Genomic DNA, 25811 nt, shown 5'->3' with positions numbered 1-25811 from the left:
TTTGGTAAAAATTGATCTGCTGCATAATCAAAATAGAGTCTTTGCGCGACTTTGGTTTGTAACAAAAAGTTTTTCATTATATTTAATCCGCTCTTAGTTTAATAACCTTAGTTTGATAAATTGCTGACAGTTTGTTTTGCCCCATATTTCATTAAAGAAAGGTAATGTATTGTTACCTTTTCTTTAAATAATGCATTGTTCGGCAAATCTAAACCAAAGACAGCCCCTAGACGTAATAGTGCATTCACTCGTTCAACGCCATCGTTGCTCGTTTTAACAATAGTTTGTAGTTGCTCACTCATTGGATCTCGTAAATCTATTGGCTGGTTATTATCATCGATGCCGCCAATATAGCGCATCCAACTCGCAACCCCTAAAGCTAGCAATGAAAAATCTGAACCATTTTTGATATGCCAACGGATTGAATCGAGCATTCTTTGAGGCAATTTTTGAGTACCATCCATCGCAATCTGCCATGTTTTATGTTTTAATGATGGATTACTAAAACGTTCGATAAGTTTGTTTGCATATTGTTGCAAATTAACATGACTAGGGACGTGAAGTGTTGGTGCTTGTTGTTGTATCATCAATGTTAAAGTTGCTTTTTTATAATTAACATCATTCATGCAATCATTAATGTGCTCGTAACCGGCCAAATAGCCTAGGTAGGCTAAAAAAGAATGGCTACCATTTAGCATACGAAGTTTCATTTCTTCATATGGAACAACATTATCCACAAATTCAGCACCGACTTCATTCCAATTAGGGCGGTTAGTGACAAAATTATCTTCTATAACCCATTGAATAAAAGGTTCACAAGCAATACCACATGGATCAAACATACCGCCTAATGTATCTTCTATTTCAGTTAATGTTTCGGATGTTGCGGCAGGGACAATACGGTCAACCATAGTGCATGGGAATGTTGTATTAGACTCAATCCAATTTGCTAATTGTGGATCTCGAGCGTTAGCTAATCCTAATATTGCTTTTTTTAAGACCAATCCATTTTCAGGAATATTATCGCATGATAAAGCAGTAAAGGATTTTAACCCTCGTTGCATTCTTCTATAAAGCGCCTCAACAATAACACCTGGGGCAGACATAGGCTTTGTTGGATTTGCTAAGTCAGTTTTAATTAATGCATTATTCAAATCTAATCCAGCTCCACTAGGTAACATGCAATATCCTTTTTCTGTTACTGTTAATGAAACAATTTCAATTACTGGATCCGTCATCTTTTCTAAAATTGCATCTATGCCATCTGTTGGTGTTAATAATGATTCTTTTACGCTACCAATAATAAATGCTTCTTTTGATGTTGCACCTTTTTCTAACACAGTATACAAATGGTCTTGTTTACGAATTTCATTAATTAATTCTTCACCACCAACAATATTAACTTCACAAATACCCCAGTCACAGCTTCCCTTGTTAAGTAAACGATCGGTCAATAACGCTTGATGAGCACGGTGAAAAGCACCGAATCCCAAATGAACAATTCGTGAGGTTATTTTTTGCCGATCATATAAAGGTCTATGTTGGATTGATTTAGGAAGATTTAATAAATTTAACATTTTATTCACCGTGATTATCTGTTTAATTACTTTATTGGTTAGACATGTTTTCATTTGTTGGCAAACATTTCATCCCAATTTTTTCTTTTTTGCGATATAAATCACATTTTTTGGTTTATTTTATATATGATGTTCAAAAAAATCTATAATACGAAACTATATTGGCATGCCAATTATGAAATTAAATCAATTTATCCCATAATTGACTTATAGTACTTGTAATAATTAGCGTATAATTACTCAAATTAGACCGAAATTAGAATAAGGATTATAAATAATGCTAACAATTAATCGGCTATATCAAGAAATTGGTAATGAACTTAAATCACTATTAAAAGGTGGTACCTATAAAATTGGTGACCGATTACCGCCAGAAAGAGATATTGCAGAGGCATTTAATGTAAGTAGAACCGTAGTAAGAGAAGCGTTAATTATGCTAGAATTAGAAAATCTAGTCACTGTCAAAAAAGGTTCTGGTGTATATGTAATTGGTTTACCAAATGAAATATTATCAGAAACAGATAAAAAAATTGAAGAAGATGATTTTGGCCCTTTTGAACTATTACAAGCTAGACAATTAATTGAAAGTAATATTGCCGCTTTTGCCGCTTCGCAAATTGTAAAATCAGATATTATTGAGTTAAAAGCTATTTTAGAAAAAGAACGACAAATTTTAGAACAAGATATTTTAGATGATTATAGTGCAGATGAAATGTTTCATATTGCAATAGCAAGAGCGACCAAGAATTCAATACTTGAAAGTCTGTTAAATGATTTGTGGCAAAAACGTACTGCTAGCAAAATGTGGGGTCAACTACACAGCCGAATTACTGATTATAGTTATCGAAAAAAATGGCTTTATGATCATGAAAAAATTTTACAAGCGTTACAGGTAAAAGATGCAATGGCCGCACGTCATGCTATGTGGCAACATTTAGAAAATGTTAAACAAACATTAATGGCAGTTTCGGATAGCGAAGATCCAAATTTTGATGGTTATTTATTTGACTCAATTCCGGTTAACATTGTTAATCAATAGATAATAATCAGCATTGTTTATAGATCTTTATTATTTTAGAAAAACAAAATGAAATCGTGAAGGAAATTTATATGGAACAAACGATGCGTTGGTTTGGACCAAATGACCCAGTATCATTAGATGATATTAAACAAGCTGGAGCAACTGGAATTGTTACAGCTTTACACCATATTCCCAATGGAGAAGTTTGGACTATTGAAGAAATTCAAAAACGAAAAAATATTATTGAAGAAAAAGGATTAACATGGTCTGTTGTAGAAAGTATTCCTGTCCATGAAGAAATAAAAACCCATACAGGAAACGTTTTGCAGCATATTGAAAATTACAAACAGTCTATTAGAAATTTAGCAGCTTGTGGCATTGATACTGTTTGTTACAATTTTATGCCAGTTTTAGATTGGACTCGTACTGATCTAGCTTATGAGTTGCCTGATGGTTCAAAAGCATTACGTTTTGACCAAACAGCGTTTGCAGCATTTGATATCTTTATATTACAAAGACCCAATGCAGAAAAAGATTACTCAAAAGAGGATATAGCTTCAGCTAAATCTTATTTTGAAAAAATGACACAATCAGACAAAGATAAGCTTATCGCTAACATTATCGCTGGCTTACCTGGTGCAGAAGAAGGTTATTCTCTTGATCAATTTAGGGCACACCTTGCAACCTATGATGGTATTGATAAAAACAAATTACGTGAAAATTATGCCTATTTTTTAAAAGCTATTGTACCTGTTGCAGAAGAAGTTGGTGTGGTATTAACAGTACATCCTGATGATCCTCCTCGACCTATCTTGGGTTTACCTCGTATAGTTTCAACTATCGAAGATATGCAATGGATTAAAGATACAGTTGACAGTATTCATAATGGCTTTTGTTTCTGTACAGGATCTTATGGAGTTCGTAACGATAATGATTTGGCAACAATGGTTGAAAAATTTGCTGATCGTGTTCATTTCATTCACTTACGGGCAACAGTTCGAGAAGAAAATCCATTATCTTTTCATGAAGGCGATCATTTAGCTGGTGATGTTGACATGTATGCCGTGATAAAGGCGCTCATTACAGAAGAACAGAGACGTAAAAAAGCAGGAATCAAACGCTCAATCCCTGTTCGTCCAGATCATGGACATCAAATGTTGGACGATCTGAAGAAAAAGACAAATCCAGGTTATTCCTCCATAGGTCGCTTACGAGGTTTAGCCGAAATTCGTGGTGTTGAGTATGCTATTCTTCGAGCTTTTTTTAACTAATTGAACTAAATTAATTAATTATAATTAGTTAGTCAAAATTCTAATGCCCTTTTAAGGGCATTTTTTTGATATAAAATAATTTTTTAATATATTGATAAACAGTTTATCGTAATACAGAAAATGCTATTAATGTGTAATAATTTTGACATTACATTCTTCTAAGCGCTATATTGAATGTGATCTTTTCTACATCTATATCGTTAAGCAGTTTTTTTAAAGCAGTTTAAATTTAAAGGAGATGTAATATGAACATTTTAAATAACATTTTTTCCAAAGTATTTCCAAGTGCTCAAGCAACAGTAGATAATGCAGTTGATGCTGTGAAGGATAAAGTTGAAAATATCACCGCATCTGTTAAAAATACAGTATCGAGTGGTTCAGAGAAAGTCCAAGATAAAGTAGAGCAAAGCGCATCCGCAACTAATGTTGATGTTTCCTCTATTCTCGATAATTTAGCTAAAAAGCATCCTGAAACGCTTAATTGGAAAACATCTATCGTTGATCTATTGAAATTATTAGGTATAGATAGCAGTTTAGATGCACGAAAAAATCTAGCGAAAGAACTGAATTATCCAGGCAATACTGATGATACCACAGCAATGAATACATGGTTAATTAAAGAAGTAATGAAAAAAATTGCTGAAAAAGGTGGTAATGTAACCCATCTTTTCTCTTAAAAGAGAATATTAAGACAATTAAATCCGCCTAATATTTTAGGTGGATTTTTTTTATTAAAGTGGATATTTATTGATTTTTACGTTATTGAAACATTCAATAATTTAACTAAGCTTTAAAAGCATGTAACTTGTTCATAGCAACGTCTATCCCATCAGACAATAAGATATCTGTACAACGCAAAGATTCGTCAATAGCTTTATCAATTAATTCCTGTTCAGGTTTAGATGGCTTATTTAGAACATAACCAACAACTTTATTTTTATCGCCAGGATGTCCAATACCAATTCTTAACCGATAAAAATTTAAATTATTTCCCAATTTACTAGCAATATCTTTTAGCCCATTATGCCCACCATGACTACCACCAAACTTAAGTTTAGCTATTCCGGGATTTAAGTCGAGTTCATCATGTGCAACTAAGATCTCTTCTGGCTTTATTTGGTAAAATGTCGCCATAGCTTGAACAGCTTTACCACTTAAATTCATGAAAGTAGTTGGAACTAATAAACGTACATCATGACCTGAAATGTTGATTCGTGATGTGTAACCAAAAAATTTTTGTTCATTTTTTAATGATTTATTATAACGTTCAGCCAATTGCTCAACAAACCACGCACCTGCATTGTGCCTTGTTGCTGCATATTCATTTCCGGGATTGGCGAGTCCTACAATCAGTTTTATCTTTGTCATAATATTTTTATTGTCACTAGATTTTATCGATAAAAATGCCCCAAAAAAGGGGCATTATACCAATGATAAAATAGGTTATTGATGGAACATTGCTGAAATTGATTCTTCGTTACTAATTCGACGAATTGCTTCAGCAAGCATACCTGATAATGTTAATTGGCGAACATTTTTCAATGCTTTTACTTCAGCCGTTAATGGAATTGTGTCACAAACAACAATTTCATCAATAGCACAGTTTTTAATGTTACTTACTGCTTTACCTGAAAATATCGGGTGGGTAGCATAAGCAAATACTCTTTTGGCACCTCGCGCTTTTAAAGCATCAGCTGCTTTACAAAGTGTTCCTGCAGTATCAATCATATCATCAACTAAGATACAATCTCTATCAGCAACATCGCCAATAATATTCATCACTTCTGCTTCATTGGCACGTTGACGACGTTTATCAATAATTGCCATATCAGTATCATTAAGTAGTTTAGCTATCGCACGAGCACGCACCACTCCGCCAATATCAGGGGAAACAACAATTGGGCGATCAAACTCACGTTGTAGCATATCTTCTAAAATAACAGGGCTACCAAATACATTATCAACAGGCACATCAAAGAAGCCTTGAATTTGTTCGGCATGAAGATCAACGGTTAATACCCTATCGACACCAACAGTTGATAGAAAATCAGCAACAACTTTAGCAGTGATAGGTACACGAGCCGAACGAACTCGACGATCTTGCCTTGCATAACCAAAATAAGGAATAACAGCAGTAATACGACCAGCAGATGCTCGGCGCATTGCATCGATCATAACTAATAATTCCATTAAATTGTCATTGGTAGGAGCACAAGTTGATTGAATAATAAAAACATCTTCACCACGGACATTTTCATTGATTTGGACATTAACTTCACCATCACTAAAACGGCTTACCACAATGTCACCAAGAGAAGTATAAAGACGATTAGCTATACGCTTTGCTAGTTCAGGTGTGGCATTACCAGCAAAAAGCTTCATATCAGGCACGAGAAATCCTCAAGCATGTATTCATGATTACTTTATTCGTAATCGGTTAATTTGGGGCTATAATTATATAATCATTTATCGATTATGCTCAACTACAATATAAAAATATATTGAAAATATTTGATATATTTTTATAAATCATTAAATAAAACAATTTGGCCATAAGATGCTTTTGCTGTGAACTCAAAATCGAGTAAACTAACTAACAAGCCATTCTTTGGCTTTAATAAATTCCACAACAAAAGTAGATAACGTGATGAACGAACAATTAAACTCAGATAACGAAAATATCAAATCTAAAAGAACCATTCGTAGTTTTGTTTTGCGGCAAGGTCGTTTAACAAAAGGTCAAGAACAGGCATTAATAAGTTTATGGCCGGTATTTGGTATTGAATATGATGTAAATTCACCAATGGTTTTTGACTCTAACAAACCGACTGTTCTTGAAATTGGATTTGGTATGGGTGCTTCGTTAATTGAAATGGCTAAAAATGCACCTAATAAGAATTTTTTAGGAATAGAAGTACACAAACCCGGTGTTGGTGCTTGTTTGATGGCAATTGAAGAAAATCAATTATCAAACTTAAAAGTGATGTGTCACGATGCTGTTGAAGTATTAGAAAATATGATCCCTAATCATACATTAGACAAAGTACAAATTTTTTTCCCTGATCCTTGGCATAAAGCAAGACATAACAAGCGCCGCATTATTCAACCCCAATTTGTACAGTTAATTCGACAAAAATTAAAATTAGGTGGAATTTTGCACCTAGCTACCGATTGGCAACATTATGCAGAACATATGTTAGAGGTTTTAACCCAAGCTGAAGGTTTTGAAAATTTATCACCAAGCGATGACTATATTCCGAGACCTGATGATAGACCAATTACTAAATTTGAAAAACGAGGTCAAAATTTAGGTCATGGCGTTTGGGATCTTCAATTTGTAAACAAATAATTATGCTAAGGAGCCACTATGCAAAATCAAACTATCGATCTACTTTGTCGACACCGCTCTATTCGTGCTTATAAAACAACTAGTTTAACTCAAGAACAAATAACGTCTATAGTTCGATCAGCACAGTCGGCTTCTAGTTCTAACTTTATTCAATGTTCGACAATTATTCGTATTACAGATCCTAAAAAACGCGAAAAACTAGCTCATTATGCTGGTGATCAAAAATATATTAACCAACCCCCTGAATTTTGGGTATTTTGCGCCGATTTTAATCGTCATTTTCAAATAGATCCAACACTTAATCTTGGCAAAGCAGAGCAGTTATTATTGGGCTGTGTTGATACAGCAATTATGGCTCAAAATGCAGTAATAGCGGCTGAATCCTTAGGACTTGGTGCTGTGTATATTGGTGGACTGCGAAATGATCTTGATAAAGTAACCCAATTACTTGAGTTACCAAAATATGTTCTTCCTCTTTTTGGGCTTTGCCTTGGTTACCCCGATCATAATCCAGAAATAAAACCGAGGTTACCTAAAGAGCTTCTCTTTTTTGAAAACCAATATCAACCACTTGATCATGCAACTTTAGCAAAATATGATACCCAAATAGGTGATTACTATCAAAACCGTAGTACTAATCAAAAAACCGGTGGTTGGAGTGATAAAATTGCAAATACAATAAATAATGAACAACGTGATTTTATTTTAGATTATTTACATAAACAAGGATGGATCACAAAATGAAAAATAACCATTACCAATTAGATAAAGTCGTTATACTTAGCCGTCATGGTATTCGTACGCCATTGCAAAATACTTTGCAGTTTTTAGAAAAAGTTACTCCCTTTAAATGGCCTAAATGGGATCATCCATATGGTTATTTGACCACTCGTGGTGGAATATTAGAAGTTTATTTTGGCAGCTATTTATCGACTTGGCTTGAAAAACACAATATAAAATTATCAAAACATGATACTGAATTATTCGTGTATTCTAATAGTCTGCAAAGAACTGTCGCGACCGCTCAATTTATGACAGCTGGTGCCTTTGCTGGGTATGATATTCCTATTCATCATAAATATGCCATTGAAAAAATGGATCCGATTTTCGATCCTAGCTTGCAAGACGATTCAACTGAGTTTAAAAATGCGGTATTGCGTGATATTGAAGAAGCTGACAAAGCAGCTAATATTTTTAAAAGCCTAGCACCAGCTTATGAAACCCTTTCCGATATTTTGGATTATAAGCATTCAAAATTATATGCTGAATATAAATGCGATTTAGCCGATATTCCATCCGAACTTTATTTTAAAAAACATGAAGAACCAGCACTCCTCGGACCACTTGCGATAGGTATTTCAGCCGTTGATGCATTCTTATTGCAATACTATTCAGCCTTTCCAAAAGAACAAATTGCATGGGGTAGACTGACTAGCCAAGAGCAGTGGCAACAAATTAGCGCAATTCGTAATCAATATATAAATTTAGTTTGCCATTCTAAGACGCTTGCCAAACACTCAGCTGCACTTATTATCAACATGATAAACGATCTTATGCTAAGAGATAGTAAAGTCAATTTACTTGTTGGTCACGATAGTACCATCGCTTCATTACTGGGTGCATTAGACTTTAAAGACTACCAACTACCAAATCAATTTGAAATAACCCCAATTGGTGGAAAAGTAGCTTTACAGCGTTTTCGTCACCTATCTACAGGCGAATACTTTTTTAAAGCCGAATATATTTATCAAAGTTTTGAACAACTCCATAACGGGCTAGCACTTGATGACAATAATTTACCACAACATTATCAACTTCATTTGGAAAATGCTTCTGTTAATAATGATGGTTATTATTATTGGTCAGATTTTGAGGAACGAATAAAATCAATTAAAACTAGTTAATTAATCATTAGATTATCTAATTTTTCCTATCTAACTGAGATTAAACAAGTTAATAATAAAAAGTTAAGCTAATTCTAATTAATAAAAAGTTCCTTGTAAAAAAGTTTCAGGTAGACATACGTTTCAGTATAAATGTTAATTGTTTAGCTTACTTAAATCATAGTCAATTACAATAGGCTAAATAAAGCACAAATAGCTATATGTAATCGATTTCAATTTTTAATTGCATTTTCTTTATTTAATTCTATTTTTATCTCAAGTAATTGCTTTTGAACTTTATTATTAATAAATAACTGATCATTAATCAGTACTTTTATTCATCATAAAACACAAAATTTATACTGAAACGTATATCTACCTGAAACTTTTTAACAAAAATTAATTTAACATCAAATGTAATCGATTTCATAAAATGTTATCTAGATCACTTTTTCAAAATTATTTTAGTGCTATTATCGCCTCAACAAATAACTTACCTGTTCATATACATACAGAAGTTTTTTAAATGATTGAGCGATCATTTAAGACCTAACAAAGGAAGTTCATTATGAATCAAAAAATAAAGTCATCACTAAGTAATAAGAATTATTGGATATTCAGTCTCTACTTCTTTCTGTACTTTTTTATTATGGGAGCATACTGCCCTTTTTTCCCCGTTTGGCTAAAAATGAACGGACTTGATGAGGCAAATACTGGGTACGTTTTTTCATTTATTTCACTATTTGCACTTTTTTTTCAACCCTTGTTTGGGTTAATTTCTGATAAACTAGGATTAAAAAAACATCTTCTTTGGGTTATCACACTTCTTCTTGTACTATTTGGTCCATTTTTTATCTTCGTTTTAGGGCCATTACTTAAATTAAATGTCACCTTGGGCGCAATTGTTGGTGGATTTTATCTTGGTATGGTATTTAGTGGGGGGGCACCAGCTATTGAAGCACTTGTCGAAAAAATAAGTCGACGTAGTGGTTTTGAATTTGGTCGATGTCGCATGTTTGGCTGTTTTGGTTGGGCTATATGTGCTTCGTTTGTTGGAATTATGATTTCTAAAGATGTCAATGCCGTTTTTTGGTTATGTTCTGGATTTGCATTGATTCTTTTAGTTTTAGTTAAAATCGCCGATCCTGCAAGAACCACGACGACTGAAGTCGTTGAGCAGATGGGATTAAATAAACCAAAACCATTCAATCTAAAACTTGCCCTTGATTTACTTAGTATGCGTAAAACATGGTTCTTCATGCTTTACATAGTTGGGGTTGCTTGTACTTATGATGTATTTGATCAACAGTTTGCAAACTTTTTTACATCATTTTTTGTTAACGAACAAGTGGGTCGTGAAGCTTTTGGTTATGTAACAACACTTGGTGAATTTTTAAATGCCACTGTGATGTTTTTTGCTCCTCTGATTGTAATGAAAATAGGCAGTAAAAATACATTACTTATTGCTGGTGCTATCATGTCTATTCGTATTACAGGTTCAGCATTTGCCAGTACAGCAGTTGAAGTGGTGATATTAAAAACGCTACATATGTTCGAAGCACCTTTATTACTTGTCGGTGCATTTAAATATATTACTAAACACTTCTCTATTCACTTATCAGCAACTGTTTACTTAATTGCATTTTGTTTTGCAAAACAATTATCTATCATGTTTATGTCCACTTTTGCAGGGTTAATGTATGTTAAAATAGGTTTTGAAGGAGCATATTTAATCCTTGGCTTAATCGCATTGAGTTTTACGCTTATTTCATCCTTTACATTATCAGGGCGTGGGCCATGGGATCTGTGGAAACATAACAACAGTAAAGGGTCTGAAGATTAGCAGACACTCATTGTAACTATTATTGAACTAGATGAAGGTTTTATTATGAAAATATTAGTAACTGGTGGTTGTGGATATATAGGAAGTCACACATGTGTTCAACTAATTAAATCTGGCTACACACCAATTATTATTGATAATTTGTTTAACAGTAAAGCATCAGTACTAGATAGAATACAAAAAATTACTGGGCAATCCGTCATTTTTTATCAAGGCGATGTATGCGATGAAAAACTATTAACTAAGATTTTTTCAGAACATGACATTAAAGCGGTGATCCATTTTGCTGGTTTAAAAGCAGTCGGTGAATCAGTTCACAAACCGCTAGAATATTATGAAAACAATGTCTACGGCAGTATCGTACTGATGAAAGCAATGCGAGCTGCAGGTGTTAAACAGTTAGTATTTAGTTCGTCGGCCACTGTCTATGGCGAATTAGCCCCTGTTCCTTATGTTGAAACATTACCACAAGGTTTACCTACCAGTCCGTATGGAAAAAGTAAATTAATGGTTGAGCAATGTATTATGGACTTAGCCGTTGCTGAGCCCGATTGGTCACTAACTTTACTACGTTATTTTAATCCTGTTGGAGCCCATCCAAGTGGATTAATGGGCGAAGACCCACTTGGTGTTCCTAATAATCTTATGCCTTATATTACCCAAGTTGCTGTAGGCAAAAGAGAGTCATTAGCTGTTTTTGGTAATGATTATCCAACAGTAGATGGAACTTGCGTTCGTGATTTTATACATGTTGTTGATTTGGCGGATGGGCATATCGCTGCACTCAAAACCGATCAAAACAAAGCTGGTGTGCATATTTACAATTTAGGCTCAGGTGTTGGTTATAGCGTATTACAAGTTATTAAAGCTTTTGAAAAAGCATCAGGAAAACCTCTTAATTGGCACTTTGCCCCGAGACGAGCAGGTGATTTACCAGCATTCTGGGCTGATGCTAATAAAGCTGAGCAAATATTAGGTTGGAAAACCAAACTCACGCTTGATGACATGGTAAAAGATTCATGGAATTGGCAATCAAATAACCCTCAAGGCTATCCTGATTAATAATACATTTTATAAAATATACAAAATTAACAGAAGAGGCAAAAATGGATATTTTTAACCCAGTTGACCATCCTCATCGTCGTTACAACCCATTGACCAATCAATGGGTACTTGTTTCACCACATAGGGCAAAACGCCCATGGCAAGGACAACAAGAAGTATTAAACGAAGAACAAAAAGCAAGTTATGATCCAACTTGCTTTTTGTGCCCAGGAAATAAACGGGTAACAGGAGATATCAACCCCCAATATAAGGGAACATTTGTTTTTACTAATGATTTTGCAGCATTAATGGAAAATACTCCAGAATCACCAAAAAACGCCGATCCTTTATTCCAAATGCAAAGCGCAAAAGGTACTAGTCGAGTTATCTGTTTTTCACCCGATCACAGTAAAACATTACCTGAACTTGATTTACCTGCAATTGAAGGAGTAATTAAAACTTGGATAGAACAGCAGCAAGAGTTGGGCGAAAACTATCCTTGGGTACAAGTGTTTGAAAACAAAGGATCAGCAATGGGGTGCTCTAACCCTCATCTACATGGACAAGTTTGGGCAAATAGCTTTTTACCGAATGAAATTGCGCGCGAAGATCTAAATATGCTTAATTACTTTGAAAAATATCATCGCAATTTATTGGTTGATTATGCTGAAAAGGAACTTATTAATCGTGAGAGAATCGTTGTAGAAACTAAGTATTGGCTTGCCGTTGTTCCTTTTTGGGCAATATGGCCATTTGAAACATTATTATTACCAAAAATTCACATTCCACAATTAACCCAATTAAATGACGAACAACAAAGTGATTTAGCTATTGCGCTCAAAAAATTAACGAGTCGCTACGATAATTTATTTCATTGCTCTTTCCCATACTCTATGGGCTGGCACGGTGCGCCATTTATGCAAGATAAAAATGATTATTGGCAAGTACATGCACATTTTTATCCCCCTTTATTACGTTCCGCCACAGTAAAAAAATTTATGGTAGGTTACGAAATGTTAGCCGAAGTACAACGTGATTTAACCCCAGAGCAAGCAGCTGAAAGGTTACGTAACGTTAGTGATGTGCATTATAAAGACAAAAAGGATAAATAGATGAACGCATTAATCAAAGCAACTACACAAGCATTTGAATCTAAATTTGATTATAAACCCGATACACTGATACAAGCCCCCGGTCGTGTAAATTTAATTGGCGAGCATACCGATTATAATGATGGTTTTGTTTTACCTTGTGCTATCGATTATCAAACGATAATAAGTTGTCACAAACGTTCAGATAATCTTGTTCGAGTTATTGCGATTGATTATGATAATCAACAAGATAAATTTTCTTTAGATTCTCCTATTGAAAAACATCCGGATTATATGTGGGCTAACTACATACGTGGGGTGGTAAAACACTTAAAAAAATATGCAAATAATATCCATGGCGTCGATTTTGCTATTAGAGGAAACGTCCCTCAAGGAGTAGGACTAAGTTCATCAGCATCTTTAGAGGTTGCCGTAGCTAAAATGTTCCAAGTTCTTTATAACTTGGCTTTAGATGGCACCAAGTTAGCCCTAATTGGTCAAGAGGCCGAAAACCAATTTGTTGGTTGCAATTGTGGCATCATGGATCAACTAATATCTGCCCTTGGACAAAGCCAACATGCATTATTAATTGACTGTCGTTCATTAGAAGTTAAACCAGTGTCAATTCCTAAAGATTTTGCTGTGGTTATCATCAATTCAAATATCAAACGAGGATTAGTTGATAGTGAATATAATACTCGACGTAAACAGTGTGAAGCAGCAGCTCAAGCTCTTGGGATAAAAGCCTTAAGAGACGCGTCCTTAACTGAATTACAACATATTGAAAACACGCTCGATCCAATTGTCTTTAAACGAGCTCATCATGTAATCACTGAAAATGAGCGCACACTAAAAGCAGCACAAGCTCTTACAGATGGTGATTATAAATTATTATCAAAACTCATGGCACAGAGTCACAATTCAATGCGTGATGATTTTGAAATTACAGTCCCCGCTATTGATTATCTAGTTGAAATAATTCACGGTGTAATTGGTGAACAAGGCGGTGTTCGCATGACAGGCGGTGGCTTTGGTGGTTGTGTTGTGGCAATAGTACCAAAAGATAAAGTTGATGCTGTTAAAACCGTTGTTAGCGATAGTTATGCTAAAAAATTCGGTATTAAAGAAGATTTTTATGTCTGTAAACCAAGTGAAGGAGCACACGCGATATGCCTATAGCGCAAATTATTGAACTGTCCAATAAACAAGGAATGCGAATAAAACTTTCAAACTGGGGAGCTACATGGCTCTCCTGTGAATTGCCCGTTAATGGACAGAATCGTGAAGTGCTACTCGGCTGTCGCTCACTTGAACAATACCAACAACAGGATGCCTATTTAGGTGCTACAATAGGCCGATATGCTAATCGTATTGCCAATGCTACTATTAATATTGACAATAAACAATATTATCTCACTGCGAATCAAGGTGTAAATCAGTTACACGGCGGAAAATTAGGCTTCGATAAAAAATTATGGTTAATTCAATCTTGCTCCGATCAGCAAGTGACCTTCCATCTAATTTCACTTGATGGTGATCAAGGTTTTCCTGGTGAGCTGAATGTAACAGTAACGTATAAACTAACCGATGACAATCAAGTAATTATATTGTTTAATGCAACTACTACAAAAACTACGCCAGTAAATTTGACTAACCATGCTTACTTTAATCTAGATGGCGAAATAAGCAAAGATGTACTTAATCACAGATTAAAAGTAAATGCTAACTGTTATTTGCCAGTTAATGCCAATGGTATCCCTAATAAGGATTTAGTTAGTGTTGCCATGCACGATATGGATTTACGTCAACCAAAACTTTTATCGGAAAAACTACTTGAAAGCGCAGAAAGGCAAATAACTGGTGGTTATGATCATGCTTATTTATTAGATAAAACCAAAGTGATAGCCGCTCAGCTCATTTCATCTGATAAGAAAGTAACAATGAATGTTACTACAACCAAACCGTCATTACAGATTTATACAGGTAACTTTTTACAACATACACCAAACCGGCATAATAGTGAATATGGAAATTTTGCTGGCATAGCATTAGAAAGCCAATTTTTACCAGACAGCCCTAATCATCCTAACTGGCCACAACCAAGCTGCTTTTTACAACCAGAACAAATATATGAACATCACACTGCTTACCAATTTTTTATAAATTAATAAGTTATTTATCTTAATAATGTCCGTATATTAATAACATCTAGTTTATTCATATTTACATTACTAGAAATCCAGTAAATTGAGCAAAAGAATTTTGCACGGTTAAACTAACAATCCTAAATAAAATTAGGTATGATACAGTTATCATACCTAATGGATAATATTAAATATGAAAAGCAAAAGTTTAACTGCTATTTTCCCGGGTACTTTTGACCCCATTACTAATGGTCATATTGATCTTGTTACACGAGCTTCATTACTGTTTCCTCGATTAATTATCGCTATTGCCGAAAATCCTAATAAAAAAACACTCTTTACTCTAGAAGAACGCGTAAATTTAGCGTCAACAGCAGTTGAACATTTACTCAATGTAGAAGTTATTGGCTTTGACAATTTAATGGCTAATTTTGCACAAACCCATAATGCCACAGTTATCGTTCGAGGCGTTCGTACAACACATGATTTTGAATACGAAAGGCAACTTGCCGAAATGAATTGTGCATTAAAATCTGATTTAGACACTATTTTTTTAATGCCATCAATTGCAATGGGATTTATTTCATCGACAATAGTAAAAGATGTTGCCTACCATGGTGGTGATATAACAAATTTAGTACCACTGCATGTCAAAACAGCTTTATTAAAGCGCTTAACATAAATAAAAACGTCTATGGTTAATTTTTATACTCCACAAAGAAAAAAGTTCACACTACAAAAATTGACAGTAACTATCTCATCTTTAGATGCTTTTGGGCAAGGCGTGACCAATCATAAAGGTAAAACAATTTTTGTAAAATCAGCCTTGCCTGATGAAACCGTTGATATTGAGTTAACTGAAAATAAGAAAAATTACGCTAAAGCTAAAGTCATTAGATATCATAATCAAAGTAAATACCGCGTTAAACCTCTATGTGAATATTATCAACAATGTGGAGGTTGTGAGCTACAACATATTGCACCACAGATGCAACAACAAGCAAAATATGATGCGTTGATAAATCTATTACAAAAAGAAACAGGACAATCTTTAACAAATATCGTTAAAAATTCACCGCAAATTATTGCCGATCAATCTTACCATTATCGTCGACGTGCAAGACTTTCAATTAATATCGTTAAAGGCCAATTAGCAATTGGGTTCCGCCAAGCAGAATCCAATCAAATAATCAATATCAAACATTGTCCGATATTAGTTGACGAATTAGATTCATTGCTAGCGCCATTACAAAGCATGCTCAATAACATAAAACAGAAAAAAGCACTGGGTCACGTTGAACTAATTTCGGTCGATAGCGGTATTATTCTTGTTTTAAGGCACACTATGCCTCTAAGCAATCATGATGTTAACCTATTAAAAGAATTCGCCGAAAATAACAATATTTCACTTTATTTTCACGGCGACGATTTAATACATATTGCCGGTAATACTGAGCATTTTTATTTAATTAATCATTTAAAATTAACTTTCAGCCCTCTAGATTTTATTCAGGTAAATTGTAAAATTAATCAAAAGATGATCGAACAGGCGCTTAACTGGCTAACTTTACAACCAACAGATCGGGTTTTAGATCTGTTTTGCGGAATGGGCAATTTTTCGTTACCTATAGCAAAATTAAGTAAAACTGTAACGGGAGTTGAAGGTGTTGATGCTCTAGTTGAAAAAGCAAAATTTAACACTATATTAAATAATACTGAGATTTGTGCGGAAACCAATTTTTTAACTAGCAACTTAGACGATACTCAACAATTTTCGATATGGAGTCAATCACAATATAATTATAATAAAGTATTATTAGATCCAGCAAGAGCAGGAGCGTTTAATGCAACAATAGAAATTGTAAAATTAGCCCCATCAAAAATTGTTTATATATCGTGTAATCCTGCTACGCTAGCACGAGATAGTAAACAACTTATCGATGCAGGATATCAAATTGCTCAAGTTGCTATTTTAGATATGTTTCCGCAAACCAAACACATTGAATCAATGTTGTTGTTAATAAAATCAGGGACATAAGTTATGGTATCGATTAGAGGAGCACACCAACATAGTGAGGAACACTATTGTCTGGCTCAATTTGATGTAGAACAATGGGTAAAACAAGAATTGTTATTAACTAATCCTGCATCTTATAAGAAGTTTAGAGAAGTTTGGGATTTTTGTTTTGAAAACAGTGCAGGTGCATCAGAGCAAATTTTCTGTTTCCAAAATGCGATAGAAATGGTCGAAATTCTATCCACACTTAATATGGATATTAATAGTTTATGTGCCGCTTTATTGCTTCCTTTTGTTGATAGCAAAATTATTCGCCGAGAAGATATTCCAGAAGATTTTGATCGTGAAATTTCTCATATTATTTCTAGCATTGTTAGAATGAAAGAAATTCGCCAATTACGAGCGATTCGTAACGGTAGTGCTACTTCTGAACAAATTGATAGCATTCGCCGAATGCTACTAGCTATGGTAAATGACTTCAGAAGTGTAGTGATTAAATTGGCAGAGCGCATTACCTACTTACGTAACTTAATTAATGCACCTCAAGAAGAACAAATACTTGTAGCTAAAGAATGTTTTAACATCTATGCGCCTTTAGCCAACCGTTTAGGCATAGGTCAATTAAAATGGGAGCTAGAAGATTTCTGCTTCCGCTATTTATATCCAGATGAATATCGATTAATTGCCAAAAAACTGCAAGAAAAACGATTAGATCGTGAATTGTACATCAAACAATTTGTTAGCCATTTACAAAATTTGATGAATCAAGATCATATTCGTGCTGAAGTTTACGGTCGTCCTAAACATATTTATAGTATATGGCGAAAAATGGAGTGTAAACACCTTCAATTCGAAGATTTATATGACATTCGTGCTGTGCGTATTATCTGCGATCGTATTGAAGATTGTTATAATGCATTAGGTATTGTCCACAGCCATTATAAACATATCGCAAAAGAATTTGATGATTATGTAGCAAATCCCAAACCAAATGGTTATCAATCGATCCATACTGTTGTTTATGCTCCACAAGATAAAGCAATCGAAATTCAAATTCGTACTAAACAAATGCACAATGAAGCTGAATTAGGTATTGCTGCACATTGGAAATATAAAGAAGGCAGTACCGACAAAATGACAGCTTATGATCAACGAATTTCTTGGTTGCGTAAATTATTAACATGGCAACAAGAAATGTCGGAAAGTGGCGAAATACAAGAAGCTGTTCGTAGCCAAATTTTTGATGACCGCGTTTATGTTTTTACGCCTAAAGGCGATGTTGTTGACTTGCCAGCGGGATCAACTTCTCTTGATTTTGCTTATCATATACACAGCGATGTGGGTCACCGCTGTATTGGAGCCAAAGTAGGCGGGCGAATTGTACCATTTACTTATAATTTAAAAATGGGCGATCAAGTTGAAATCATTACCCAAAAACAGCCAAATCCTAGCCGTGATTGGCTAAATCCGAACACAGGATTTGTTAACAGTAGTCGCGCCAGAGCTAAAATTCAGGCTTGGTTTAAAAAGCAAGATCGCGATAAAAATATTGTCACAGGTGAGCAAATTTTACAAAGCGAACTTGAACCTTTAAACATTAATTTAAAAAGCGTCGAAAAAATCTTAATTAATAAATATAAAGCTCATTCATTTGATGAGGTACTAGCAGGTATTGGAAGTGGTGATGTAAGAATTAACCAATTAGTCAACTTCATCAATACACAATTTAACAAACTAACAGCTGAAGAAGAAGATGAAGCAGCATTAAAACAGATTGCTCAAAAAACGATCGCTCAAGCTAAAAATACCAATAAGTTCGGCAACAAAAAAGGCAGTGAAATTATTATTGAGGGGGTGGGTAACTTAATGTATACCATTGCAAACTGCTGCCGCCCTATACCTGGAGATCTAATTGGCGGGTTTGTAACTCAAGGACGTGGTATCTCGATTCATAGAGCTGATTGTGAACAATTGCAAGAACTTAAGAACCATGCTCCCGAACGGATTACTCAAGCTGTTTGGAATAACAATACCCACTCAAGCTACACAATGATTGTACAAATTACAGCCAACGATCGAAGTGGATTATTGCGAGATGTCACTACAATTTTGGCTAATGAAAAGGTTAATGTAATTAGTTTAATGAGCCGCTCTGATATAAAGCAACAATTAGCAACCATTGACGTAGATATAGAAATTTTTGATCAGGCTTCATTAAATCGAGTGCTCAATAAAATAAAACAACTACCTGATATTATTGAAGCTAAACGTTTTTAATGTTAATTAATATGTTAAATTGCCCCCTTTTAGTGGCAATTAGTTCAATATTTATAGCTTTCTTTCTAAGATTTCAAACCGATATGAATAGCCATTTTTATCATCCTGTTGATGCCTTTCTTGATAAATAACTTGCCATTGCTCAGGAGAATAATCTGGAAAATGGGTATCGCCCGGTAGTTCCGCATCTATATGCGTCAAATAAAGTCGATCTGCTAAAGGTAATGTTTGCTTATAAATATTACCGCCACCAATAATAAATGCTTCATCAATATTCTGTTTTTGAGCTAACAATATGGCTGCTTCAATTGATTGAATCCAACTTACATTTTGAATTAAATTAGATTCACTTGGTGCTTGTTTTGAAATAATAATATTATGACGAGCTGGTAATGGATAACCAATAGACTCAAATGTTTTTCTTCCCATAATAACAGGTTTATTAAGGGTGTTTTTTTTAAACCACGCCAAATCTGCCGGTAAATGCCAAGGCATTTTATTATTTAAGCCGATAACACGATTATCAGCCATGGCTACAATAATACTTAATATCATATTGGTTCCTTTACACATACCCTAAAGACTTTATTCTTTGATTGACATTTTCAGGAAAGATAGTTTGACTCCAAAGCCGTTTACTTAAAGAAAGTAACGACTCCTTTTGTCCTGCAACAATCCATTTAGACAACTCTGTAGCGACATCTGGGTAAATTATTGGTTTTGGCGAAGGTAAATTTAGCCAATACTTAAGCTTGATACAGTTTAAATTTTCCATAACTGTTGCCATATCAAGAGATCGCAAACATTGAGCATTATAAATTTGTTCAAATTGACCTGAAACAGGCTTAGTAAGAATCTTTTTACCAAGCATTAATGCTTCAGATATCAGTGCAAAGCCCGTATTTGAAATAATACCAGAGCAATTGACTAAAGTTTGTGTAAAATTATCACGACTAAGTGGTTGAAAATTAATATTACCTCGTTGCGATTCTTGCTTTATATCCGGGTGAAAACAGATAAATTGATGATCTCGAAATTGTTTCAACATATCAATGATTTCATCTATGCCTTCAAACGGCAAATAAACCACAATACAACCATCTTCTGTGTGTGTGACATGAAAAGAATCAATCATCGGTGGCAATAGCTTATGCCCAAAATGAAACCAATGTAAACCAATAGGTTTAGTAACAGGTGCATAATATTTCATAATCACATTGGCGACTAATCCATATTCTTTAGGTTTAAGATATTGGCATACAGCCTGATTGCTTATACCTAAACAGTCACGTTGCTGATGATGTGCTGCCCAAGCACTGACTGGCTCAAAATCACTAATAATACAATCATACTTTGATAAATCGAGTTCACGTACATCTTTAATAAGTCGAAATGCACGAATTCGTTGTACGGTTTTACGAAAGTTAATTTTACCATTGAGTGTGGCAAAGGTAACGCCACGATAGGTCTTATAATCACCAAAAGCTTGCATATCAAAATAGTCTTTAGGATCACGCCCACTAAAAATATAATCAACATCAGCACCGGCTTTTTTTAGTGCTTTAGCTAATGTTCGACAACGACTGACATGGCCATTTCCTGTTCCTTGAACACCAAAGAGAATTTTCATATCTTTATGATTCGTCAATTTAAGTAATGCAAATATAATAGCAGAACAACTTATCATTATGTAAATTATTTTCTATATCACTGAAAGTAAATGATTTATTTACATTAATTTGAGTGATGACTGTAATAAATTTACATAAAATAAAACTACGGCTTTAGCATTTTACTAAAACGTGTGATAACAATCGTATAAATCAAATATTAACAAAATTTGCATGCCCACAAACGAATGGAAAAACAGAAAGAGTAATATGAACTTTATTGGAGATGTGGCATTACCCGCAAATATTCAAAAATTAAAGAGATAGAGAAAAAATAAATGATTTATTAATATTTATTATACAGTTAAACGCATGAAGTAATTTTCGTCAAAACGCGTTATGAAATTTTAGAATATTATTTTAATTATAGAAGTGTAAACAATCTAGCGTTTTCCTAAAGTCAAAATAACGCTAAAATCATTATGATTTTTTTGTGCATCAAATTGACACTTATTTTAACCATTATGGTGCAAAACTAAGTTCCATGTTACTATCTATAGCACTTGCTTCATAAATGCACCGTTAAAAATTTGGCATTAAATTTGCATTCATTATAGCAATTTGGTAATAATGCCTTAAAAACTGAACAATTATTATTTGTCCTCAATGGAGAAGATACATGTCTACACAAAAAGTTTTAACACTAATTAAAGAAAATGATGTTAAGTTTGTTGATTTACGTTTTACTGATACAAAAGGTAAGGAACAACACGTCACAATTCCTGTTAGTCAAATTGATGCTGATTTTTTTGAAGATGGTAAGATGTTTGACGGTTCATCAATTGCAGGTTGGAAAGGTATTAATGAATCAGATATGGTATTAATGCCAGATGCATCAAGTGCTGTTATCGATCCTTTTTTTGAAGATGTGACATTAAATCTCCGCTGTGATGTCTTAGAACCTGCGACGTTACAAGGGTATGATCGTGACCCGCGTTCAATTGCTAAACGTGCCGAAGAATTCCTAAAATCATCAGGTATTGCTGATACTGTTATTTTCGGTCCTGAACCAGAATTTTTCTTATTTGATGATATTCGTTTTGGTTCGCCAATGTCAGGTAGCTTTGTACATATTGATGATATTGAAGCGGCTTGGAACTCAGGTACTAAATATGAAGAAGGCAATAAAGGTCATCGTCCAAGTATAAAAGGTGGTTATTTCCCACTTCCTCCGGTTGATTCATCACAAGATATCCGTTCTCAAATGTGCTTAATTATGGAGCAACTTGGCTTAGTGGTTGAAGCTCACCACCATGAAGTTGCAACAGCAGGTCAAAATGAAATTGCCTGTCGTTTTAATACGTTAACTAAAAAAGCTGATGAAGTACAAATTTATAAATATGTTGTACAAAATGTAGCACATGCATATGGTAAAACGGCGACATTTATGCCAAAACCAATATTTGGTGATAATGGTTCTGGTATGCACTGTCACCAATCATTGGCAAAAGATGGCGTAAATTTATTTGCTGGTGATAAATATGCGGGTCTTTCTGAAATGGCATTATTCTATATTGGCGGTATTATTAAACATGCGAAAGCAATTAATGCATTTACAAATCCTGCAACTAACTCTTATAAACGTCTTGTCCCGGGATATGAAGCACCAGTTATGCTTGCTTACTCGGCTCGTAACCGTTCTGCGTCAATACGTATCCCAGTAGTAGCTAGTCCTAAAGCTCGCCGTATTGAAGTTCGCTTCCCAGATCCAGCAGGTAATCCATACTTATCTTTTGCTGCGCAGTTAATGGCTGGTTTAGATGGTATTATCAATAAAATTCACCCTGGTGATGCAATGGATAAAAACTTATATGATTTACCACCAGAAGAGTCTAAATTAATTCCTCAAGTTGCGGGTTCACTTGAAGAAGCACTTAATGCATTAGATGCAGATCGTGAATTTTTAACACGTGGTAACGTATTTACTAACGATACTATTGATGCATACATTGATTTAAAACGTCAAGACGTTGATCGTGTACGTATGACACCACACCCAGTTGAGTTTGAAATGTACTATAGCCTATAAGCTGTATAGTAATTTAACCTATCAAACCACCGTTAATTTGCGGTGGTTTCTAATCAGGACGGAAAACCAACGATGACATTTGATAATGAATCTGATGCTAATCTTGTTCTCAATTCAATGATTACAAGTATTTTATTACTTGATACCAAACTCAATATTCTTTATGTCAATATTGCTGCTCAGCAATTATTAGCACAAAGTTCTAAAAAATTATTTGGAAGTTATCTTATTGAATTATTGGAATATTTTTCTTTAGATGTTGATTTAATGCTTAGTGCATTAAAGCAAAATCAAGGTTTTACAGATAATGAAGTCAATTTAGTTATTAATAATGAATTACATGTTTTAACGTTAACAGCTCAATTATTAAGCAATGGAAGAATTTTAATTGAAATGGTACCGTTAAATAACCATAAACGTCTTAGTCAAGAACAATTACAACAAGCGCAACAAAGTGCTGCTCGTGAATTAGTACGTGGACTTGCTCATGAAATTAAAAATCCACTAGGTGGACTTCGAGGTGCCGCTCAATTATTATCACGTGAATTACCTAAAAATGAATTGCAAGATTATACAAAAATTATTATTGAACAAGCAGATAGACTGCGAAATTTGGTAGATAGATTATTAGGTCCACAACAACGATTGCAACAAAAAGAACAAAGTATTCATCAAGCAATAGAACGTATCTGTGCTTTAATGTGTTTGGAAAAACCAATCAATATTGAGATTCTACGTGATTATGACCCAAGCCTACCTGATTTTATTCATGACTCAGAACAAATAGAGCAGGTAATTTTAAATATTGTTCGCAATGCTTTACAGGCTATCGGATCCAATACTGGCACAATTATTATCAGGACAAGAACTGCTTTTCAGATTACTTTACATGGACAGCGCTATCGTTTGTGTGCTCGTATTGATATTGAAGATACTGGACCGGGTGTGCCTGTTCATATACAAGATACTTTGTTTTATCCTATGGTGAGCGGTCGTGAAGGGGGCACAGGTATTGGTCTTTCGATTGCAAATAATATTGTTGATCAACACCATGGTAAAATTGAATTTAATAGTTGGCCTGGGCATACTCAATTTTCTGTCTATTTGCCAATTAGGCAGTGAGGTAAATAAAATGAATGTGTGGATTGTCGATGATGATAGCTCTATTCGATGGGTATTAGAAAAAGCATTAACTAATGCTCATTTTAACTGTGTTAGTTTTGATAGTGGTCAGCAAGTTATTGATGCATTAAATACATATGTACAAAAACCAGCTGTACTAATTTCTGATATCAAAATGCCAGGACTTGATGGTTTGACATTGCTTCATCATATTAAAGAGCAAATGCCGAATTTGCCAGTTATTATTATGACTGCTCATTCCGATCTAGATGCAGCAGTAAATGCCTATCAAAAAGGTGCTTATGATTATATTCCTAAACCTTTTGATGTGGACGAAGTTATTCAATTGGTTGAACGTGCGATTTCACAAACTCAAAGTAATAAAACCAATAATAATACAACAAGTAAAGCATCGACCGGCATTATTGGTGAAGCACCTTCAATGCAGGAAGTTTTTCGTATTATTGGTAGGCTTTCCAAATCATCAATTAGTGTATTGATTAATGGTGAATCAGGAACGGGGAAAGAATTAGTTGCAAAAGCATTACATATCCATAGCCCTCGCTCACAATCCCCTTTTATTGCACTAAATATGGCAGCCATCCCTAAAGATCTTATTGAGTCAGAACTTTTTGGACATGAAAAAGGGGCGTTTACTGGAGCGGCTCAAATTAGGCACGGGAGGTTTGAACAAGCGAATGGTGGTACATTATTCCTCGATGAAATTGGTGATATGCCACTTGATGTTCAAACTAGATTATTAAGGGTGCTTGCCGATGGGGAATTTTATCGTATTGGCGGTTATTCTCCCGTCAAAGTAGATGTCCGTATTATTGCAGCTACTCATCAAGATTTACAAGCTAGGGTTCATGAGGGTAAATTTAGAGAAGATCTTTTTCATCGTCTAAATGTAATTCGTATCTTATTACCACCACTACGCGATCGAATTGAAGATATACCAAAACTATCAGAACATTTTTTACATACAACAGCGAAAGAATTGGGGGTAGAAAGTAAAGTGTTCAGTTCAGAAGCTTTAAATGTTTTATATCGCTTTAATTGGCCAGGTAATGTTCGTCAACTTGAAAATATTTGTCGCTGGGTTACGGTAATGTCTTCAAATAAAGAAGTTATAGTTCAGGACTTACCGCCAGAATTATTGCAATTATCGTCAACTAAAACAGTTGTTGCAAATGAAAAAACTACATTGCCTACAAGCCACTTTTCTCAACAAGAAGTTGATTGGAAGGTATTGCTGGAACAATGGGCAAAGCAAGCATTAGTAGATGGTAAAACAGGAATTTTGACTGAAGCAATAAATGATGTTGAACGAATCTTACTAAGAAGTGCACTTAATTTTACTCGAGGTCACAAACAAGATGCTTCTCATCTGTTAGGCTGGGGGCGAAATACATTAACTAGAAAACTTAAAGATTTATCGCTTGATCCCACTAAACACCCCTAATCACCAAT

General features: G+C 34.4%; 22 protein-coding genes. 17 read left to right on the top strand and 5 right to left on the bottom strand.

Annotation, left to right across the window (positions count from 1 at the left end; genetic code table 11):
• Window positions 1–107: 107 nt before the first annotated feature.
• On the bottom strand, window positions 108–1577 hold the full coding sequence (locus A9G43_RS10220) for a mannitol dehydrogenase family protein (RefSeq protein WP_065608703.1): 1470 nt from the start codon (window positions 1575–1577) through the stop codon (window positions 108–110).
• Window positions 1578–1854: 277 nt separating this feature from the next.
• Here A9G43_RS10220 and A9G43_RS10215 point away from each other — a divergent pair, with 277 nt between their 5' ends.
• The 3 genes from A9G43_RS10215 to A9G43_RS10205 all read left to right on the top strand — a co-directional run bounded on the left by A9G43_RS10215 (window position 1855) and on the right by A9G43_RS10205 (window position 4546).
• Window positions 1855–2616 (top strand): GntR family transcriptional regulator, encoded by a 762-nt coding sequence (locus A9G43_RS10215; protein WP_065608702.1) that lies wholly within the window; start codon window positions 1855–1857, stop codon window positions 2614–2616.
• A 71-nt stretch (window positions 2617–2687) separates the two neighbouring features.
• A complete protein-coding gene (gene uxuA, locus A9G43_RS10210; RefSeq protein ID WP_065608701.1) occupies window positions 2688–3869 on the top strand; it encodes a mannonate dehydratase in 1182 nt (393 codons plus the stop codon).
• 245 nt (window positions 3870–4114) lie between these two features.
• On the top strand, window positions 4115–4546 hold the full coding sequence (locus tag A9G43_RS10205) for a DUF3597 domain-containing protein (protein WP_065608700.1): 432 nt from the start codon (window positions 4115–4117) through the stop codon (window positions 4544–4546).
• Window positions 4547–4652: 106 nt separating this feature from the next.
• Here the strand turns inward: A9G43_RS10205 and pth are convergent, their stop codons facing one another.
• Together pth and A9G43_RS10195 are read right to left on the bottom strand one after the other, a co-directional pair.
• Complete coding sequence (gene pth / locus A9G43_RS10200) at window positions 4653–5237, bottom strand: aminoacyl-tRNA hydrolase (protein WP_065608699.1); 585 nt, start codon at window positions 5235–5237, stop codon at window positions 4653–4655.
• 75 nt (window positions 5238–5312) lie between these two features.
• Window positions 5313–6260 (bottom strand): ribose-phosphate pyrophosphokinase, encoded by a 948-nt coding sequence (locus A9G43_RS10195; protein WP_034915766.1) that lies wholly within the window; start codon window positions 6258–6260, stop codon window positions 5313–5315.
• A gap of 253 nt (window positions 6261–6513) precedes the next feature.
• Between A9G43_RS10195 and trmB the strand changes: the two genes are divergently transcribed.
• The 11 genes from trmB (at window position 6514) to relA (ending at window position 19517) form a co-directional block, all read left to right on the top strand.
• Entirely contained in the window at window positions 6514–7218 is a 705-nt protein-coding gene (trmB, locus tag A9G43_RS10190; RefSeq protein ID WP_065608698.1) for a tRNA (guanosine(46)-N7)-methyltransferase TrmB, read from the top strand.
• 18 nt (window positions 7219–7236) lie between these two features.
• Window positions 7237–7962 (top strand): oxygen-insensitive NADPH nitroreductase, encoded by a 726-nt coding sequence (nfsA, locus tag A9G43_RS10185; RefSeq protein WP_065608697.1) that lies wholly within the window; start codon window positions 7237–7239, stop codon window positions 7960–7962.
• Window positions 7959–9122, top strand: a complete 1164-nt coding sequence (locus A9G43_RS10180; protein ID WP_176701728.1) for a histidine-type phosphatase — start codon at window positions 7959–7961, stop codon at window positions 9120–9122. Before nfsA ends, A9G43_RS10180 begins: the two co-directional genes overlap by 4 nt.
• Before the next feature lie 547 nt (window positions 9123–9669).
• Window positions 9670–10944: an MFS transporter gene (locus A9G43_RS10175; protein WP_065608695.1), complete on the top strand. Its 1275-nt coding sequence runs from the start codon at window positions 9670–9672 to the stop codon at window positions 10942–10944.
• Between the two features lie 45 nt (window positions 10945–10989).
• A complete protein-coding gene (gene galE, locus A9G43_RS10170) occupies window positions 10990–12006 on the top strand; it encodes a UDP-glucose 4-epimerase GalE (protein WP_034912648.1) in 1017 nt (338 codons plus the stop codon).
• A gap of 44 nt (window positions 12007–12050) precedes the next feature.
• Window positions 12051–13100 (top strand): galactose-1-phosphate uridylyltransferase, encoded by a 1050-nt coding sequence (gene galT / locus A9G43_RS10165; protein WP_065608694.1) that lies wholly within the window; start codon window positions 12051–12053, stop codon window positions 13098–13100.
• Window positions 13101–14258 (top strand): galactokinase, encoded by a 1158-nt coding sequence (galK, locus tag A9G43_RS10160; protein ID WP_065608693.1) that lies wholly within the window; start codon window positions 13101–13103, stop codon window positions 14256–14258. It begins immediately after the preceding gene.
• Window positions 14249–15247 (top strand): galactose-1-epimerase, encoded by a 999-nt coding sequence (gene galM / locus A9G43_RS10155; protein WP_065608692.1) that lies wholly within the window; start codon window positions 14249–14251, stop codon window positions 15245–15247. Before galK ends, galM begins: the two co-directional genes overlap by 10 nt.
• A 169-nt stretch (window positions 15248–15416) precedes the next feature.
• On the top strand, window positions 15417–15905 hold the full coding sequence (gene coaD / locus A9G43_RS10150; RefSeq protein ID WP_065608691.1) for a pantetheine-phosphate adenylyltransferase: 489 nt from the start codon (window positions 15417–15419) through the stop codon (window positions 15903–15905).
• A 12-nt stretch (window positions 15906–15917) separates the two neighbouring features.
• Entirely contained in the window at window positions 15918–17261 is a 1344-nt protein-coding gene (rlmD, locus tag A9G43_RS10145; RefSeq protein ID WP_065608690.1) for a 23S rRNA (uracil(1939)-C(5))-methyltransferase RlmD, read from the top strand.
• A gap of 3 nt (window positions 17262–17264) precedes the next feature.
• Window positions 17265–19517: a GTP diphosphokinase gene (gene relA / locus A9G43_RS10140; protein WP_065608689.1), complete on the top strand. Its 2253-nt coding sequence runs from the start codon at window positions 17265–17267 to the stop codon at window positions 19515–19517.
• Between the two features lie 51 nt (window positions 19518–19568).
• Here relA and folA read toward each other — a convergent pair whose 3' ends face one another.
• Window positions 19569–20072 carry a type 3 dihydrofolate reductase gene (gene folA / locus A9G43_RS10135; protein ID WP_081298123.1) on the bottom strand — a complete coding sequence of 168 codons (504 nt, stop codon included), beginning with the start codon at window positions 20070–20072 and terminating at the stop codon, window positions 19569–19571.
• A gap of 10 nt (window positions 20073–20082) precedes the next feature.
• On the bottom strand, window positions 20083–21147 hold the full coding sequence (locus tag A9G43_RS10130) for an MJ1255/VC2487 family glycosyltransferase (protein ID WP_065608763.1): 1065 nt from the start codon (window positions 21145–21147) through the stop codon (window positions 20083–20085).
• Window positions 21148–21806: 659 nt separating this feature from the next.
• Here A9G43_RS10130 and glnA point away from each other — a divergent pair.
• From glnA to glnG, 3 genes are all read left to right on the top strand, one after another.
• Window positions 21807–23216, top strand: coding sequence for a glutamate--ammonia ligase (gene glnA, locus A9G43_RS10125; protein WP_065608687.1), 1410 nt, complete (start codon window positions 21807–21809; stop codon window positions 23214–23216).
• Between the two features lie 72 nt (window positions 23217–23288).
• Window positions 23289–24338 carry a nitrogen regulation protein NR(II) gene (glnL, locus tag A9G43_RS10120; RefSeq protein WP_065608686.1) on the top strand — a complete coding sequence of 350 codons (1050 nt, stop codon included), beginning with the start codon at window positions 23289–23291 and terminating at the stop codon, window positions 24336–24338.
• A 10-nt stretch (window positions 24339–24348) separates the two neighbouring features.
• Window positions 24349–25803 carry a nitrogen regulation protein NR(I) gene (glnG, locus tag A9G43_RS10115; protein ID WP_065608685.1) on the top strand — a complete coding sequence of 485 codons (1455 nt, stop codon included), beginning with the start codon at window positions 24349–24351 and terminating at the stop codon, window positions 25801–25803.
• Window positions 25804–25811: the final 8 nt, after the last annotated feature.

Source organism: Gilliamella sp. Occ3-1 (assembly GCF_001690655.1).
In the GTDB taxonomy this organism is placed as follows: domain Bacteria; phylum Pseudomonadota; class Gammaproteobacteria; order Enterobacterales; family Orbaceae; genus Gilliamella; species Gilliamella apicola_P.
The sequence above is the reverse complement of the archived record's forward strand: the minus strand, read 5'-3'. Positions and strand labels throughout refer to the sequence as shown.

What these genes read in the sequence shown, in the direction of transcription:
- A9G43_RS10220 (WP_065608703.1), bottom strand. Translation starts at nt 1,577, where the DNA reads ATGTTAAATTTATTAAATCTTCCTAAATCAATCCAACATAGACCTTTA.
- A9G43_RS10215 (WP_065608702.1), top strand. Translation starts at nt 1,855, where the DNA reads ATGCTAACAATTAATCGGCTATATCAAGAAATTGGTAATGAACTTAAA.
- uxuA (WP_065608701.1), top strand. Translation starts at nt 2,688, where the DNA reads ATGGAACAAACGATGCGTTGGTTTGGACCAAATGACCCAGTATCATTA.
- A9G43_RS10205 (WP_065608700.1), top strand. Translation starts at nt 4,115, where the DNA reads ATGAACATTTTAAATAACATTTTTTCCAAAGTATTTCCAAGTGCTCAA.
- pth (WP_065608699.1), bottom strand. Translation starts at nt 5,237, where the DNA reads ATGACAAAGATAAAACTGATTGTAGGACTCGCCAATCCCGGAAATGAA.
- nfsA (WP_065608697.1), top strand. Translation starts at nt 7,237, where the DNA reads ATGCAAAATCAAACTATCGATCTACTTTGTCGACACCGCTCTATTCGT.
- A9G43_RS10180 (WP_176701728.1), top strand. Translation starts at nt 7,959, where the DNA reads ATGAAAAATAACCATTACCAATTAGATAAAGTCGTTATACTTAGCCGT.
- A9G43_RS10175 (WP_065608695.1), top strand. Translation starts at nt 9,670, where the DNA reads ATGAATCAAAAAATAAAGTCATCACTAAGTAATAAGAATTATTGGATA.
- galE (WP_034912648.1), top strand. Translation starts at nt 10,990, where the DNA reads ATGAAAATATTAGTAACTGGTGGTTGTGGATATATAGGAAGTCACACA.
- galT (WP_065608694.1), top strand. Translation starts at nt 12,051, where the DNA reads ATGGATATTTTTAACCCAGTTGACCATCCTCATCGTCGTTACAACCCA.
- galK (WP_065608693.1), top strand. Translation starts at nt 13,101, where the DNA reads ATGAACGCATTAATCAAAGCAACTACACAAGCATTTGAATCTAAATTT.
- galM (WP_065608692.1), top strand. Translation starts at nt 14,249, where the DNA reads ATGCCTATAGCGCAAATTATTGAACTGTCCAATAAACAAGGAATGCGA.
- coaD (WP_065608691.1), top strand. Translation starts at nt 15,417, where the DNA reads ATGAAAAGCAAAAGTTTAACTGCTATTTTCCCGGGTACTTTTGACCCC.
- rlmD (WP_065608690.1), top strand. Translation starts at nt 15,918, where the DNA reads ATGGTTAATTTTTATACTCCACAAAGAAAAAAGTTCACACTACAAAAA.
- relA (WP_065608689.1), top strand. Translation starts at nt 17,265, where the DNA reads ATGGTATCGATTAGAGGAGCACACCAACATAGTGAGGAACACTATTGT.
- folA (WP_081298123.1), bottom strand. Translation starts at nt 20,072, where the DNA reads ATGATATTAAGTATTATTGTAGCCATGGCTGATAATCGTGTTATCGGC.
- A9G43_RS10130 (WP_065608763.1), bottom strand. Translation starts at nt 21,147, where the DNA reads ATGAAAATTCTCTTTGGTGTTCAAGGAACAGGAAATGGCCATGTCAGT.
- glnA (WP_065608687.1), top strand. Translation starts at nt 21,807, where the DNA reads ATGTCTACACAAAAAGTTTTAACACTAATTAAAGAAAATGATGTTAAG.
- glnL (WP_065608686.1), top strand. Translation starts at nt 23,289, where the DNA reads ATGACATTTGATAATGAATCTGATGCTAATCTTGTTCTCAATTCAATG.
- glnG (WP_065608685.1), top strand. Translation starts at nt 24,349, where the DNA reads ATGAATGTGTGGATTGTCGATGATGATAGCTCTATTCGATGGGTATTA.